The 14,592-nt window shown below is 66.3% G+C and carries 14 protein-coding genes; 10 read left to right on the forward strand and 4 right to left on the reverse strand.

Annotated elements, in window-relative coordinates; all coding sequences use genetic code 11:
* Positions 1 to 19: 19 nt before the first annotated feature.
* On the reverse strand, positions 20 to 526 hold the full coding sequence (locus P2869_RS14165; protein ID WP_277596811.1) for an Lrp/AsnC family transcriptional regulator: 507 nt from the start codon (positions 524 to 526) through the stop codon (positions 20 to 22).
* A 160-nt stretch (positions 527 to 686) separates the two neighbouring features.
* On the opposite strand from P2869_RS14165, the gene kynB reads away from it, so the two are divergent.
* The 3 genes from kynB to kynA all read left to right on the forward strand — a co-directional run bounded on the left by kynB (position 687) and on the right by kynA (position 3,652).
* A complete protein-coding gene (gene kynB / locus P2869_RS14170) occupies positions 687 to 1,328 on the forward strand; it encodes an arylformamidase (RefSeq protein ID WP_277596812.1) in 642 nt (213 codons plus the stop codon).
* A gap of 82 nt (positions 1,329 to 1,410) precedes the next feature.
* Complete coding sequence (kynU, locus tag P2869_RS14175) at positions 1,411 to 2,661, forward strand: kynureninase (RefSeq protein ID WP_277596813.1); 1,251 nt, start codon at positions 1,411 to 1,413, stop codon at positions 2,659 to 2,661.
* A 10-nt stretch (positions 2,662 to 2,671) separates the two neighbouring features.
* Positions 2,672 to 3,652, forward strand: a complete 981-nt coding sequence (kynA, locus tag P2869_RS14180) for a tryptophan 2,3-dioxygenase (RefSeq protein ID WP_277596814.1) — start codon at positions 2,672 to 2,674, stop codon at positions 3,650 to 3,652.
* A gap of 139 nt (positions 3,653 to 3,791) precedes the next feature.
* On the opposite strand, the gene purM is transcribed toward kynA, so the two are convergent.
* Complete coding sequence (gene purM, locus P2869_RS14185) at positions 3,792 to 4,847, reverse strand: phosphoribosylformylglycinamidine cyclo-ligase (protein WP_277596815.1); 1,056 nt, start codon at positions 4,845 to 4,847, stop codon at positions 3,792 to 3,794.
* Between the two features lie 92 nt (positions 4,848 to 4,939).
* Between purM and P2869_RS14190 the strand changes: the two genes are divergently transcribed.
* From P2869_RS14190 to panB, 7 genes are read left to right on the forward strand one after another with little or no spacing between them, the layout of a single operon-like run.
* Positions 4,940 to 6,016 carry an AI-2E family transporter gene (locus tag P2869_RS14190; protein ID WP_017776937.1) on the forward strand — a complete coding sequence of 359 codons (1,077 nt, stop codon included), beginning with the start codon at positions 4,940 to 4,942 and terminating at the stop codon, positions 6,014 to 6,016.
* A gap of 33 nt (positions 6,017 to 6,049) precedes the next feature.
* Positions 6,050 to 6,802 (forward strand): DnaA regulatory inactivator Hda, encoded by a 753-nt coding sequence (hda, locus tag P2869_RS14195; RefSeq protein WP_017776938.1) that lies wholly within the window; start codon positions 6,050 to 6,052, stop codon positions 6,800 to 6,802.
* Positions 6,803 to 6,813: 11 nt separating this feature from the next.
* Positions 6,814 to 7,500, forward strand: a complete 687-nt coding sequence (locus P2869_RS14200) for an HAD family hydrolase (RefSeq protein WP_017776939.1) — start codon at positions 6,814 to 6,816, stop codon at positions 7,498 to 7,500.
* Positions 7,497 to 9,134 (forward strand): polynucleotide adenylyltransferase PcnB, encoded by a 1,638-nt coding sequence (gene pcnB / locus P2869_RS14205; protein WP_277596816.1) that lies wholly within the window; start codon positions 7,497 to 7,499, stop codon positions 9,132 to 9,134. Before P2869_RS14200 ends, pcnB begins: the two co-directional genes overlap by 4 nt.
* 48 nt (positions 9,135 to 9,182) lie before the next feature.
* Positions 9,183 to 9,776 (forward strand): 2-amino-4-hydroxy-6-hydroxymethyldihydropteridine diphosphokinase, encoded by a 594-nt coding sequence (gene folK, locus P2869_RS14210; protein WP_277596817.1) that lies wholly within the window; start codon positions 9,183 to 9,185, stop codon positions 9,774 to 9,776.
* Entirely contained in the window at positions 9,773 to 10,453 is a 681-nt protein-coding gene (locus P2869_RS14215; protein WP_199540214.1) for a deoxynucleoside kinase, read from the forward strand. Before folK ends, P2869_RS14215 begins: the two co-directional genes overlap by 4 nt.
* Before the next feature lie 41 nt (positions 10,454 to 10,494).
* On the forward strand, positions 10,495 to 11,310 hold the full coding sequence (panB, locus tag P2869_RS14220; RefSeq protein ID WP_017776943.1) for a 3-methyl-2-oxobutanoate hydroxymethyltransferase: 816 nt from the start codon (positions 10,495 to 10,497) through the stop codon (positions 11,308 to 11,310).
* 121 nt (positions 11,311 to 11,431) lie between these two features.
* On the opposite strand, the gene pabB is transcribed toward panB, so the two are convergent.
* On the reverse strand, positions 11,432 to 13,321 hold the full coding sequence (gene pabB / locus P2869_RS14225; RefSeq protein ID WP_277596818.1) for an aminodeoxychorismate synthase component I: 1,890 nt from the start codon (positions 13,319 to 13,321) through the stop codon (positions 11,432 to 11,434).
* A gap of 24 nt (positions 13,322 to 13,345) precedes the next feature.
* The gene (gene dnaJ / locus P2869_RS14230; RefSeq protein WP_017776945.1) at positions 13,346 to 14,479 is read right to left on the reverse strand and encodes a molecular chaperone DnaJ; all 1,134 of its coding nucleotides are present in this window, start codon (positions 14,477 to 14,479) and stop codon (positions 13,346 to 13,348) included.
* Positions 14,480 to 14,592 lie beyond the last annotated feature (113 nt).

Raw genomic sequence — 14,592 nt, forward strand, 5'->3', positions numbered from 1 at the left:
GCCAGGCCGAGGCACGCCCTCACGTACCGGCCGCCTTACCTCCCGAGCGCGCCACCAGATCTACCGGCACGCCGGTATCGTCCTTCAGCTTCTGCAGCACGATGTTCGAACGGATGTCCATCACGCCCGGCGCGTTGTAGAGCTTGTTCAGCACGAAGTCCGAGTAATGCTTGAGGTTGTGGGCCAGCACGCGCAGCAGGTAATGCGTCTCGCCCGTCACGACGTAGGCGCCTACCACCTCTGGCCAGTCGCGCAGCGCCTGCGCGAAACGCTCGTGCCAGTTCTGCTGGTCGTTGCGCATGGACACCTGCACAAAAGCCTCCAGTTCGAAGCCCAGCACCTCGCGATTCAGACAGGCGCGGTAGCGCTCGATCACGCCCTGCTCCTCCAGCAGGCGCAATCGCCTGAGGCACGCGGACGGCGACAGTGAAATGCGATCAGCCAGGTCCAGGTTGCTGATCCTGCCCTCGTTCTGAAGCACCGCCAGAATGCGGCAATCCGTGGCGTCGAGCGAGATTGCGTTCATTTTCGGTCTCCCTTTCCGCTTTCCCTCAAATTATGTTCCAACAGCACACCCTTGCGGTGATTTTTTTGCAAGCACATTTCGTGACAGGCCGCCTATCATTCAAAGGATCAGCTCGCCGCACCGCGGCGAGTACACGACCACTTGCAGGACATCCGCAGACATGGATGCACTTTGGGACATTTCTCCGCCTGTCGGGCCGCAAACGCCCGTGTGGCCGGGCGACACGCCGGTCGGCATCGAGCGTGTGTGGCGCATGGAGGCGGGCTCGCCCGTGAACGTCGGGCGGCTCACGCTCTCGCCGCACACCGGCGCGCACGCCGACGCGCCCTTGCACTACGACGCGCACGGCGCGCCGATTGGCGAGGTGCCGCTCGACGCCTATCTCGGCCCGTGCCGCGTGATTCATTGCATCGGCGCGGCGCCGCTCGTGAGGCCGGAACACGTCGCGGCGGCGCTGGCTGACGGCATGCCGCCGCGCGTGCTGCTGCGCACCTGTCTGCGCGCGCCGATCACCGAATGGGACAGCCGCTTTTGCGCCGTGGCGCCGCAGACCATCGATCTGCTCGCCTCGCACGGCGTGAAGCTGATCGGCATCGACACGCCTTCGCTCGACCCGCAGGATTCCAAAACCATGGATTCGCACGGCCGCATCCGCGCGCATCGCATGGCGATCCTGGAAGGCCTTGTACTCGATGCCGTGGCGCCCGGCGACTACGAGCTGATCGCGCTCCCGCTGCGCCTTGCCACGTTGGACGCAAGCCCCGTGCGCGCCGTGCTGCGCGCGCTGCCGGCGCGATCCTGAGGCACCCGGAAGCCGACTGAGGCCGCCGATATCTCGCCTCGCCAAAGTCCGCGCCCGCCCCCATTTTTTCGACTGGAGCACCATGAAACACCGTGACGACGCCCTGGCGCTGGACCGCGCCGATCCGCTTGCGCCGCTGCGCGACCAGTTCGCGCTCGCATCCGACACCATCTACCTCGACGGCAACTCGCTCGGCGTGCCGCCGAAGGCGGCCTCCGCCCGTGCGCAGCAGGTGATCGGCGCCGAATGGGGCGAGGGGCTGATTCGCAGCTGGAACGCCGCGGGCTGGTTCGCGCTGCCGCGCCGGCTCGGCAACAAGCTGGCACCGTTGATCGGCGCGGCCGAGGACGAGGTGGTCGTGACCGACACCATCTCCATCAACCTCTTCAAGGCGCTCTCGGCGGCGCTGCGCCTGCAGGACGCGCGCGACCCGCACCGTCGCGTGATCGTGTCGGAGCGTTCGAACTTCCCAAGCGACCTGTACATCGCGCAGGGGCTCATCGAGCAGCTCGACCGCGGCTATGAACTGCGCCTCGTCGACGACCCCGCCGAGTTGCCCGACGCAATCGGCAACGACACGGCCGTCGCGATGATCACGCACGTGAACTACCGCACGGGCTACATGCACGACATGGCCGCGCTCACGCAGCTGATTCACCAGAGCGGCGCGCTCGCCCTCTGGGATCTCGCACATTCGGCGGGCGCCGTGCCGGTCGATCTCAACGGCGTCGCCGCCGATTACGCCGTGGGCTGCACCTACAAGTACCTGAACGGCGGCCCCGGTTCGCCCGCCTTCGTCTGGGTGCCGAAGCGTCATCAGGATGCGTTCTCGCAGCCGCTCTCGGGCTGGTGGGGACACCGCGCGCCGTTTCAGATGGACCCCGTGTATCAGCCCGGCCCGGGCATCGGCCGCTATCTGTGCGGCACGCAGCCGATGGTTTCGATGGCGCTCGTCGAGTGCGGGCTCGACGTGTTCCTGCAAACCAGCATGCACGAGATTCGGCGCAAGTCGCTCGCGCTGACGGACCTCTTCATCGACCTCGTCGAATCGCGTTGCGCAGGCCACGCGCTGCATCTCGTGACGCCGCGCGCGCATAGCCAGCGCGGCTCGCACGTGAGCTTCGCGCATCCGCACGGCTACGAGGTGATGCAGGCGCTGATCGCGCGCAACGTAATTGGCGACTACCGCGAGCCGCATGTGCTGCGCTTTGGCTTCACGCCGCTCTATCTGCGCTATGCGGACGTCTGGGACGCCGTGGAAACGCTGCGCGACGTGCTCGAAAGCGAAATCTGGCGCGCGCCCGAATTTGCCGCACGCGGCGCCGTGACCTGAGGAGACAGCGATGACCGATCACATGGAAGTGCCGGGCGAACCGGTCGAGCGGGTCGACGAACAGCGCGGCGGCTGTCCGTTCGGACATGGCGCGGCGGGCCTGCACGGCTCGGAGGCGAAGCACGCCGCGCACGTGCCCGAAGCCCTGGCGGCAGAGCGATCCGCGGCCGATGCCGGCTGGCACAGCGCCCAGCTCGACTTCTCGAAGTCGATGAGCTACGGAGACTACCTCTCGCTCGACCCGATCCTTTCGGCACAGCATCCGCTCTCGCCCGATCACAACGAGATGCTGTTCATCATCCAGCATCAGACGAGCGAACTCTGGATGAAGCTCGCGCTCTACGAACTGCGCGCGGCGCTCGCCTGTGTGCACCGCGACGACCTGCCGCCCGCGTTCAAGATGCTCGCGCGCGTGTCGCGCGTCTTCGAGCAGCTCGTCCAGGCGTGGAACGTGCTCGCCACCATGACGCCTTCGGAGTACACGGCGATGCGGCCGTACCTGGGGGCGTCGTCGGGATTCCAGTCGTACCAGTACCGGTTGCTCGAATTTCTGCTCGGCAACAAGAACGAACAGATGCTCAAGCCGCACGCGCATCGGCCCGATGTCTTCGCGCAGGTACAAGCCGCGCTGGAAGCGCCTTCGTTCTACGACGAAGTGATTCGCCTGCTTGCGCGACGCGGCTTTCCGATTGCGCAAGAGCGGCTCGAGCGCGACTGGACGCAGCCGACGGCGCACGATGCGTCGGTGGAAGCCGCGTGGCTCGAGGTGTACCGCGACCCGTCGCGGCACTGGGACCTGTACGAGATGGCCGAAGAACTGGTGGATCTGGAGGACGCGTTCCGTCAGTGGCGCTTCCGTCACGTGACGACGGTGGAACGGATCATCGGCTTCAAGCAGGGCACGGGCGGCACGAACGGCGCGCCGTATCTGCGCAAGATGCTGGACGTGGTGCTGTTTCCCGAGCTTTGGCACGTCAGGACGGTTTTGTAGCGTGCCGCCGCTGCGCGCCGCGCTTTCGGATGGAGCGCGGCCGGAAGTCAAAAAAGGCGTGCCGGGATGAACCCGGCACGCCTTTTTTTGTTCCTGCTGCTACCGACGGCTTAGGACTGACAGGCCGCCTGGATCACGCTTAGACCACGACCGTTTGCGCTTCGCCCGCGGCGCTCTCGCGCACGAAGCCGATCTTCCAGACCTGCTCGCCCGCGGCCGAAAGCAGGCCGATCGCCTTGTCGGCATCCGCTGCTGCAACGACGACCGCCATGCCGATCCCGCAGTTGAACACGCGGTGCATTTCCGCATCGGCCACGCCGCCGTGCTTTTGCAGCCACGCGAAGAGCGGCGGCAGCGGCCAGGCGCGGTGGTCGAGTTCGGCCGTGAGGCCCTCACGCAGCACGCGCGGAATGTTCTCGACGAGCCCGCCGCCCGTGATGTGCGCCATGCCCTTCACCGGCAGTTGCTCCATCAGCGCGAGAAGCGGCTTCACGTAGATGCGCGTGGGCGCCATCAGCGCGTCGGCGAGCGACCGGCCGTCGAAGTCGGCGGAAAGATCGGGCTGCGCGCGCTCGATAACCTTGCGCACGAGCGAGAAGCCGTTCGAATGGATGCCGCTCGACGCGAGGCCCAGCACGACGTCGCCCGGCGTGATCGTGCTGCCGTCGATGATCTTGCTCTTTTCCACCGCGCCGACAGCGAAGCCCGCGAGATCGTATTCGCCGTCAGGGTACATGCCGGGCATTTCGGCCGTCTCACCGCCGATCAACGCGCAGCCCGCCAGCTCGCAGCCATGGGCGATGCCCTTCACGACGGTCGCGGCGGTGCCCACTTCGAGCTTGCCGCAGGCGAAATAGTCGAGGAAGAAGAGCGGTTCGGCGCCCTGCACGAGGATGTCGTTGACGCTCATGGCCACGAGGTCCTGGCCCACGGTGTCGTGTTTGTTCAGATGGAATGCAAGCTTGAGCTTGGTGCCCACGCCGTCGGTGCCGGACACGAGCACCGGCTCGCGGTACTTCTTCGGCACCTCGAAAAGCGCACCGAATCCGCCGATGCCGGCGAGCACGCCGTCGCGCATCGTCTTCCTGGCAAAGGGCTTGATCGCGTCGACGAGGGCGTCGCCTGCGTCGATGTCCACGCCGGCATCGCGATACGACAGTCCCTGGGCGTTCGGGTCGGATTTCGGTTGATTCATGGGGAAGAGCGAGAAGGTCGGTAAAATGCGATTTTACCCGATGCCGGCCGCCTGGCTGAATTCGCCTGTCCGACCACCTTGGGAAAACAACCTTGTCGCAGAACTCTCCGATTTTCACGCCATACCAGCGCCAGGCCTTCATCTGGGCCGCGCTCGCCATGGCGTTCGGCATCGTGCTGTGGCTCCTGCGGCCGGTGCTCACGCCGTTCCTGCTCGGCGCGATTCTCGCCTACATCCTGCAGCCGGGCGTGGCCTGGCTCGTGCGCCACCGCGTGCCGCGCGGGCTTGCCGCCCTGCTCATGATGCTGCTGTTCGCGCTCGTGATCACGCTGCTCGTCGTGCTCGTACTCGCCGTCGTGCAGAACGAGGTGCCGCAGTTGAAGCAGCAGGTACCGGCGCTCTTCGCGCATCTGCACGACTGGCTGCAGCCGAAGCTCGCACTGCTCGGTCTTGCCAATCCGCTCGATTTCGCGAGCCTGCGCGACACCGTGATGGGGCAGCTCGAAGGCAGCGCGCAGTCCATCGCGCTCGCCGCATGGGCCTCCATTCGCACGAGCGGCAACGTCATGATCTCCGTGATCGGCAACGTGGTCATGGTGCCGCTCGTGCTGTTCTATCTGCTCTACGACTGGAACGCGATGATCGGCCGCGTGCAGGCGTTCATTCCGCGCCGCTGGCTCGGGCGCACCAGCGAACTCGTGGGTGAAATGGACCGCATGCTCTCGCAGTACCTGCGCGGCCAGTTGCTCGTGATGGTCGTCCTCGCCGCGTACTACGCAATCGCGCTCAGCATCGCGCGGTTCGAGATTGCGTTGCCCGTGGGCGTCTTCACGGGGCTCGCCGTGTTCATTCCGTACGTGGGCTACGCAACGGGCCTCGGCCTCGCGTTGATCGCCGCATCGCTGCAGTTCGGCGACTGGTACGGCTTCGGCGCCGTGGCACTGATCTACGGCGTCGGACAGGTTCTCGAAGGTTTCTTCCTGACGCCGCGGCTCGTGGGCGAGCGCATCGGCCTGCATCCGCTCGCCGTCATCTTCGCGCTGCTCGCGTTCGGACAGCTGTTCGGCTTCTTCGGCGTGCTGATCGCGCTGCCCGTGAGCGCCGTGCTCGCTGTGGCGCTGCGCGAACTGCGCCGCGGCTACCTCGCCAGCGCGCTCTACAAGAACTGATATCCGACACCGTATTTCCGCTTTCATCTCACTGTGCTTCGACAGCTGACGCTCGATCTCGGCACCCCGCCGCCATCGACATTCGACAATTTTTTCGCGGGCCCGAACACGGAGCTCGTCGCGCGCCTGCGCGAACTCGACGCCGCGCTAGCGGCCGGCCCCGTCGCGGACCGCACGTTCTATATCTGGGGCGAGGCGGGCAGCGGCCGCAGCCATCTGCTCCAGGCGCTGGTTCATGAAACGCCGCCGGGCCACGCCCGCTTCGCGAGTCCGCAAAGCGGCCTCGCGGCCTTCTCGTTCGACCCCGCGGTTTCCATCTACGCGATCGACGACTGCGACGCGCTTTCCGGCGCCCAGCAAATCGCGCTCTTCAACCTGTTCAACGAGGTGCGCGCGCATCCCACGAGCGCGCTCGTCGCGGCCGGCAACGCGGCGCCCATCGCGCTCGCCGTGCGCGAGGATCTGCGTACGCGGCTCGGCTGGGGCCTTGTCTATCACCTCGCGCCGCTCGCGGACGAAGACAAGGCCGCCGTGCTGAAACAGGCCGCGCGCGAGCGCGGCATTGCGCTCGCCGACGACGTGCCCGCCTATCTGCTCACGCACTATCGCCGCGACATGCCGAGCCTGATGGCGCTGCTCGACGCGCTCGACCGCTTTTCGCTCGAACAGAAACGCGCCGTCACGCTGCCGCTGCTGCGCGCCATGCTGGCCTCGCCGGAGAAGATGGCGCGAGGCGCAGCGGACGGTGCGCCGGACGGCGGCAACGCCTTCACCCGCTTCAAGTAAAATGAGCCCCCATGGCCAATCTCGCACTCTTCGACCTCGATCACACGCTCATCCCCACCGACAGCGACCACGAATGGGGTCGCTTCATGGTGAAGCTCGGCATTGTGGACGGCGAAAGTTTCGCGCGTCAGAACGACCGCTTCTTTGCCGACTACAAAGCGGGCGTGCTGGACATTCACGCGTATCTCGTCGCCATGCTTACGCCGCTTGCGAAGTACCCGCGCGCGCAGCTCAAGATCTGGCACGACCAGTACATGCATGAAGTGATCAAGCCGGCCATCGTGCCGGCCGCCCTCGAACTCGTGCGCGAGCACAGGGACGCCGGCGACCTCTGCTGCATGGTGACCGCCACGAACGAGTTCATCACGGCCCCTATCGCCGAAGTGTTCGGTGTGCACAAGCTGATCGCCTGCGAAGTGGAAACTGTGGACGGCCAGCCGCATTCCGATTACACGGGCCGCCCCACCGGCACGCCGAGCTACCGCGAAGGCAAGATCGTGCGCACCGAGGCATGGCTCGCCTCCCTCGGCAAAACGTGGTCGGACTTCGAGCGCAGCTATTTCTATAGCGACTCGCACAACGACATCCCGCTGCTCGAAAAAGTCACCGACCCGATCGCGACCAACCCTGACGACACGCTGCGCGCTCACGCGCAGTCCAAGGGCTGGCGCATTCTCGACCTCTTCCAACCCTCGTGATCAAGAAACTCATCCGCAAGCTGTTCGGTCAGGACACGGCCGCCGCGGCCGGCTCGTCCGATGCCGACGCCGATCTACAGTCCGGCTCGCCGCCCGGCTCACATTCAGGTTCGCGCACGGCCGACGAAGCGGCGCAAGACGGCTCGAAGGCGCGTCGCCGCCCTGCTCGCAAGACCGGCAAAGCGGCGGCTACGGCGGGCGATCCGGATGCACCGGTCATCCTCTCGGCGGACGTTCACGGCATCAACCCCTCGCTGATTTCCCGCAACGCGGTGCGCGTGACCGAAGGCCTGCAGCAGGCGGGATTCCGCGCGTTCATCGTGGGCGGCGCCGTGCGCGATCTGCTGCTCGGCATCGCGCCGAAGGATTTCGACGTCGCCACCGATGCCACGCCGGACCAGGTTCAGCGCCTCTTTCGCCGCGCGCGCCTGATCGGCCGGCGCTTCCAGATCGTCCACGTGCAGTTCGGCCAGGAGATCATCGAAGTCTCCACGTTCCGCGCGCTCGTCGATCCGCCGCCGCCCTCGCTCGAAGAAGGCGTCAGTGCCGAAGTGCCGCCGAAGCGTTATCGCCGCGACGAACTCGACCGCCGCACGCACGCCGTGGACGCGAGCGGCCGCGTGCTGCGCGACAACGTGTGGGGCGAGCAGCACGAAGACGCCACACGACGCGACTTCACGATCAACGCGATGTACTACGACCCGGCCACGCAGACCGTGCTCGACTATCACAACGGGATGGCCGACATGCGCGCGCGGTTGCTGCGCATGATCGGCGACCCGGCCACGCGCTATCGCGAAGACCCGGTGCGGATGCTGCGCGTGGTGCGCTTTGCCGCGAAGCTCGGCTTCGAGATCGAGGACCACACGCGTGCGCCCATCCAGGAACTCGCCGACCTCATCAACAACGTGCCGGCCGCGCGTCTGTTCGACGAAATGCTGAAGCTGCTGCTCTCGGGCCACGCGCTCGCGTGCCTGCAGCGGTTGCGCAAGGAAGGCTTGCATCACGGCCTGCTGCCGCTTCTCGACGTCGTGCTCGAACAGCCGCAAGGCGAGAAGTTCATCACGCTCGCGCTTTCCAGCACCGACGCCCGCGTGCGCGCCGGCAAGCCGGTCTCCCCGGGCTTCCTGTTCGCCACGCTCCTGTGGCACGACGTGCAGCAGCGCTACCAGCAGTACACGGCTGCGGGCGACTATCCGGTGCCCGCGCTGCACCGCGCGATGGACGACGTGATCGACGCGCAAACCGAGAAGCTCGCCATCCATCGCCGCTTCTCGTCGGACATGCGCGAAATCTGGGGCTTGCAGTTGCGCCTCGAAAAACATTCGGGCCGCAGCGCGCTGAAGCTGCTGGAACACCAAAGATTTAGAGCGGGGTATGATTTCCTCCTGTTACGCTGCGAGTCAGGCGAGCTGGACGAAGCCGTGGGCGCGTGGTGGACGGAGTTCATCGAAGGAGACGCGGCTGCGCGCGAAGCATTGCTCGCGCAAGGCGGGAAGGACCGGACGCCCAGAAAACGACGGCGGCGCGGTGGCGCCAGAAACCGCAAGACGGGCGACGGAGTGGAGGACGGCACAGCAGCGGGCCCGCACGCATCCGGCGAGGTGAGCCACAACGGCGCACACGAGGATTGATCGGGCTGGCGCTTTCGCCGTCAAACGAAAGTCGCAGGAAGTGATGCCATGACGGTAGCCTGGCTAGGGCTCGGCGCGAATCTCGGGGACGCGCGCCAGACCTTGAAAGACGCGGTGGTGTGCCTTGCACAGCAGCACACCATCACCGTGCTCGCGAAGTCGAGCCTGTATCGCACCGCCCCGATCGACGCGGGCGGCGACGACTATTACAACTGCGTCGTGAAGCTCGACACGACGCTGCCGGTGCGGCATCTGCTGGCGCTGTGTCACCGCGTCGAGAGCCATTTCGGCCGGGAGCGTCCCTTTCGCAACGCACCGCGCACGCTCGATCTCGACATTCTGCTTTACGGCGACCACGTCATCGAAGAGCCCGATCTGATCGTCCCGCATCCGCGACTCATCGAACGCGCCTTCGCGCTGGTGCCGCTCATCGAACTGGAACCCGACCTCATCATTCCGCAGCACGGACGCGCCGACGCGTTCCTCACGGCCGTCGCGGGCCAGCGCATCGAGAAGGTGAAGCCGCTGTGCCAGTGCCTAGCCGGCACGGCCGCAGCCGACCTGGACAGGAACCCAGGCGCAGACGCGGATTTCGCCGCAGGCGAAGGCAACGGCAAGATGAAGCGGGGCGGCTGCCGATGACCGCGCCGCCGCTCACGGTCACGGCCCCCGAACTGCGCCCGCCGGTGCGGTACCTCGCAATCGAAGGCCCGATTGGCGCCGGCAAGACGTCGCTCGCCATGCGGCTTGCGCAGCGCTGGTCGATGCAGACCTGCTTCGAGCGCCCGCAGGACAATGCCTTTCTCGATCGCTTCTATCGCGACAACACGCGGTACGCCCTGCCCACGCAACTCCAGTTCGCGCTGCAGCGCATGGAAGAAGCGCAAGCGATCGCGTCGACGCTGGCCCAGGGCGGGACGCTCGTTACCGACTTCATCACCCAGAAGAACGACGTCTTCGGTCGCCTCACGCTGCCTGACGACGAGTGGCAGCTCTATCGCGCCATCGCGGCGCGGCTCACAGCAAGCGCGCCCGACCCCGACCTTGTCGTGTACCTGCAGGCCAGCCCCGAGGTGCTGTTCTCGCGCATCCAGAAACGCGCCATTCCAATGGAGCAGCAGATTTCCGACGCGTATCTGCGTGGGCTCTCTGACGCCTACAACCAGTTCTTCTATCACTACGACCGAGCGCCCGTACTCACGGTGAACGTCGAACATCTGAATCCGCTCGATTCCGAGGCGGACCTCGCGCTCGTCGTCGAGCGGATCGAAACGATGCGCGGCCGCAAGGAATTCTTCGTCAAGGGCACGGCGCGCTAGATCGCGCGTACCCTCCTCCCCCTTTTCAAACGGACTGTCTGATGACCTATTTGCAGGAAGCGAGCCGGCCGGCCGTGACCGTTCCGAAACTGCAGGCCATGCGCGAGGCCGGCGAGAAGATCGCCATGCTGACCTGCTACGACGCAAGCTTCGCGGCGCTGCTGGACCGTGCAGGCGTGGACGTGCTGCTCATCGGCGATTCGCTCGGCAACGTGCTGCAAGGACACACCACCACGCTGCCCGTCACACTCGAGGACATCGCGTATCACACCGCCTGCGTGGCGCGCGCACAGCCCTCGGCGCTGATCGTCGCCGACATGCCGTTCGGCAGCTACGGCACGCCTACCGCCGCGTTCGAGAGCGCCGTGCAGCTGATGCGGGCCGGCGCGCAGATGGTGAAGCTGGAAGGCGGCGAATGGCTGGGCGAAACGGTGCGTTTTCTGATCGATCGGTCGGTGCCGGTGTGCGCGCACGTGGGCCTTACGCCGCAGTCGGTGCACGCGTTCGGGGGCTTCAAGGTGCAGGGCAAGACCGAAGCGGGCGCGAACCAGTTGCTGCGCGACTCGCTCGCCATGCAGGACGCGGGCGCGCAACTCATCGTGATGGAAGCAATCCCCACGCTGCTCGCCGCAGACGTGACGAAGCAACTGCGCATTCCCACCATCGGCATCGGCGCGGGTGCGCAGTGCTCGGGCCAGGTGCTGGTGCTGCACGACATGCTGGGCGTATTCCCCGGCAAGCGGCCGCGCTTCGTGAAGGATTTCATGCAAGGGCAGCCGGGCATCGCCGCAGCCGTGGATGCTTACGTGCGCGCCGTGAAGGACGGGTCGTTCCCGGGGCCCGAGCATTCGTTCTGATTGAGGTAAGGTTGGCGCAGGCGGCCTCGATACGGCGGTGGCTACTCTGCTGTGTTGCGTTGCCGCTTGCTTGCCCACCCACCGGCGCCTCGCGGCTCGGTCTGCGACGGTGGGGTGAGCGTCACGCCTTGCGTGGCGCTCCGGTCACGATCTGCGCCGGCAACGCGCCGCGCAGGGCGTTGCAGAGGATCAGCGCTTCGGCACGCAATACGTCTTCGCGGGTCAGCACCTGCTCCGCCGCGTTCATCGACGCATCGTCCAGCAGCACGCCGCGCATCACGCCCGGCAGGACGCCTGAGGAGAGCGGCGGCGTCCACCACCGTCCATCGAGCTTCACGAACACATTCGACCGACCGCCTTCCGTCAACTCGCCGCGCTCGTTGAAGAACAGCATGTCGAAGGCACCGTTCGGCTCGGCCTCGTGCCACGCGCGATCGTACTCGGCGCGACGCGTGGTCTTGTGGAGCAACAGCAGGTCGGCTGCGTGCGTGAGCGCGAAGCCATGGTCGGGCGCGAGCATGACGCCGACCGTTTTCGTCGCGAGCGGAGAAAGCGGCGCGGCCGTGACGTGCACCGCGCCCGCCTTGTCGAGCGCGAGCCGCATGCGATGCGGCGTCGCGGGTGCTAACTGCTCGCACTGTGCCTGCAGACGCGCGCGCACGTGGGCCTCGTCGTAGCCAAACCCAAGCTGCGCAGCGCTGCGGGCGAGCCGCGCGAGATGGCGGTCCAGATGCCGCACGCCGTCCTCGCGCGTGGCGAACATCGTTTCGAAGAGCTGGAAGCCAGGATCGGCCTCGGTCAGGAAGCGCGCTTTCAGCCGGCACTCCGCGCGTTCATCGGCGGCCACGCTGTCGAGCACGATGCCGGCGCCAATGCCCAGCGTGCCGCGACGCAGACCGGCTGAGTTTGCGTTCGCAAGCGTAAGCGTGCGGATCGCGACCGACATGCAGAAGTCGCCGCATGCCTCAGCGACTCCCGTCCCGCTCGCGGGCGCATCGAGCCAGCCGATGGCGCCCGTATAGAGCCCGCGCGGCGTGCTTTCGAGCGTGTCGATCAACTCCATCGTGCGATGCTTGGGCGCACCCGTAATGGAGCCGCACGGAAACAGCGCACGCAGCACACCGGCAAATGACACGCCCTCGCGCAGACGCGCGGTCACGGTCGAGGTCATCTGCCACACGGATCGGTAGGGCTCCACGGAGAACAACGCCGGCACGCTCACCGATCCCGTTTGCGCAATGCGCGAAAGATCGTTGCGCAGCAGATCCACGATCATCACGTTTTCGGCGCGGTTTTTGGGGTCGCTCGCGAGAAAACGGGCGCCGTGTTCGTCTTCGTGCGGATCGGCCGAACGCGGCGCGGTGCCCTTCATGGGACGCGCGCGCAGCGTGTCCCCGGCCTTTTCGACGAAGAGTTCGGGCGAGCATGACAACACCCAACGGTCCTGCGGCAACGCGATCAGTGCGCCGTAGCGCACAGGCTGCCGCGCGCGCAGCCGCCGGTACAGCCCGAGCGGCGAGCCGAATACGTCGAATGTCAGCCGGTAGGTGTAGTTGACCTGGTAGGAGTCGCCAGCCCGCAGCGCTTCGTGGATGGCGGCGATGGCCTGATGGAACTGCGCATCGTCCACGCTTTCGCGCACATTCGCGGTGCCGGCAATCGACGGTTCAGCGGCACCGCCATCGCGTTCTGCGAGCCACGCGTCGGCTTCGTCGCGCGAAAGCCGCTCGCAGCGCTCGAACAACAAAAAACGCAGCGCGGCATCGCCACGCTGCGTCGATTTCGATTTCAGCTGGAGGTTGCGGCCAAACTCGTAGTCCGCGAGCACGACAGCGTGAAGGCCGGCGCGCGTGTCGGCAACCACGGCAGCGCACAGTTCATCGAGCGCCGCCGGGTCTGTTGTCGCGCGCTCGTGCACGAAGCCCGTGTACAGGCGGCTCGTGCGGTGCGCGCCCGTCGAGTCGCAGTCGTCGAGCAGCGCGAACGCCGCGCCGCGGTCTTCATCGGTCATAGCGCCGCCAGCCGGGGCTACCCGTCAGTCAAAGAAGCTCTTCACCCGGTCGAACCAGCTTTTGCTCTGGGGACTGTGCCGCGCGCCCCCTTCGACGAGCGACTTCTCGAACTGTTGCAACAGTTCGCGTTGCTGGTCCGTGAGCTTGACCGGCGTTTCGACCTGCACGTGCACGTACAGATCGCCGGCAATGCTCGAGCGCAGTCCCTTGATGCCCTTGCCACGCAGCCGGAACGTCTTGCCCGACTGGGTGCCCTCGGGCACCGTGAAACTCGCGCGGCCCGCGAGCGTAGGCACCTCGATCTCGCCGCCCAGCGCCGCGGTGGTGAACGGAATCGGCATCTGACAATGCAGGTCGTCGCCATCGCGCTCGAACACCGGGTGCGCCTTGATATGAATCTCGACGTACAGGTCGCCCGACGGTCCACCGTTGATGCCCGGCTCGCCGTTACCGGCCGAGCGGATGCGCATGCCGTCGTCGATACCAGCCGGAATCTTCACTTCCAGCGTGCGCGTTTCTTTTACCTTGCCGGCGCCATGACAGTGCGTGCACGGATCGGGGATGTAGGAGCCCGTACCGTGGCACTTCGGGCAGGTCTGCTGGATGCTGAAGAAGCCCTGCGACATGCGCACCGCGCCCGAACCGTTACAGGTGGGGCAGGTTTCGGGCTTGGTGCCCGGCTTTGCGCCCGAGCCGTGACAGACCTCGCACGAGATCCAGCCCGGCACGCGGATCTGCGTGTCGTAGCCGTGCGCCGCCTGCTCGAGCGTAATTTCCATGCTGTAGCGCAGATCGGCGCCGCGATAGACCTGCGGGCCCGCGCGACCGCGCCCACCGCCCGCAGCGGCCTGGCCGAAGATGTCGCCGAAGATGTCGCCGAACGCGTCCGCGAAACCGCCGAAGCCTTGTGCACCCGCACCCGCCATGTTCGGATCGACACCCGCGTGCCCGTACTGGTCGTACGCCGCGCGCTTTTGCGAGTCCGAGAGCATTTCATAGGCTTCCTTCACTTCCTTGAATTGCTCTTCCGCTTCCTTGTTGCCCGGATTGCGGTCGGGGTGATGCTTCATCGCGAGCTTGCGATAAGCCTTCTTGATTTCGTCGTCGCTCGCATTCTTCGCGACGCCCAGAACCTCGTAGTAATCCCGTTTCGCCATATCGGTTCAACACCAGCCATGCGCATCGCCGCACGGCCGCTCCTTGTGATTGCTGGAGTCTCGCGACCCGTCCTGCCGCCTCTTCGTGGCACGGCGCGGCCGGCATTGCGGTG

The organism is Paraburkholderia sp. SUR17 (assembly GCF_029536165.1).
GTDB lineage: Bacteria > Pseudomonadota > Gammaproteobacteria > Burkholderiales > Burkholderiaceae > Paraburkholderia > Paraburkholderia kururiensis.

Excerpts from the sequence above, each read along its gene's own strand:
- panB (WP_017776943.1), top strand. The coding sequence starts at position 10,495 with ATGACCTATTTGCAGGAAGCGAGCCGGCCGGCCGTGACCGTTCCGAAA.
- dnaJ (WP_017776945.1), bottom strand. The coding sequence starts at position 14,479 with ATGGCGAAACGGGATTACTACGAGGTTCTGGGCGTCGCGAAGAATGCG.
- purM (WP_277596815.1), bottom strand. The coding sequence starts at position 4,847 with ATGAATCAACCGAAATCCGACCCGAACGCCCAGGGACTGTCGTATCGC.
- P2869_RS14200 (WP_017776939.1), top strand. The coding sequence starts at position 6,814 with ATGGCCAATCTCGCACTCTTCGACCTCGATCACACGCTCATCCCCACC.
- kynB (WP_277596812.1), top strand. The coding sequence starts at position 687 with ATGGATGCACTTTGGGACATTTCTCCGCCTGTCGGGCCGCAAACGCCC.
- P2869_RS14165 (WP_277596811.1), bottom strand. The coding sequence starts at position 526 with ATGAACGCAATCTCGCTCGACGCCACGGATTGCCGCATTCTGGCGGTG.
- folK (WP_277596817.1), top strand. The coding sequence starts at position 9,183 with ATGACGGTAGCCTGGCTAGGGCTCGGCGCGAATCTCGGGGACGCGCGC.
- P2869_RS14215 (WP_199540214.1), top strand. The coding sequence starts at position 9,773 with ATGACCGCGCCGCCGCTCACGGTCACGGCCCCCGAACTGCGCCCGCCG.
- pabB (WP_277596818.1), bottom strand. The coding sequence starts at position 13,321 with ATGACCGATGAAGACCGCGGCGCGGCGTTCGCGCTGCTCGACGACTGC.
- kynA (WP_277596814.1), top strand. The coding sequence starts at position 2,672 with ATGACCGATCACATGGAAGTGCCGGGCGAACCGGTCGAGCGGGTCGAC.
- kynU (WP_277596813.1), top strand. The coding sequence starts at position 1,411 with ATGAAACACCGTGACGACGCCCTGGCGCTGGACCGCGCCGATCCGCTT.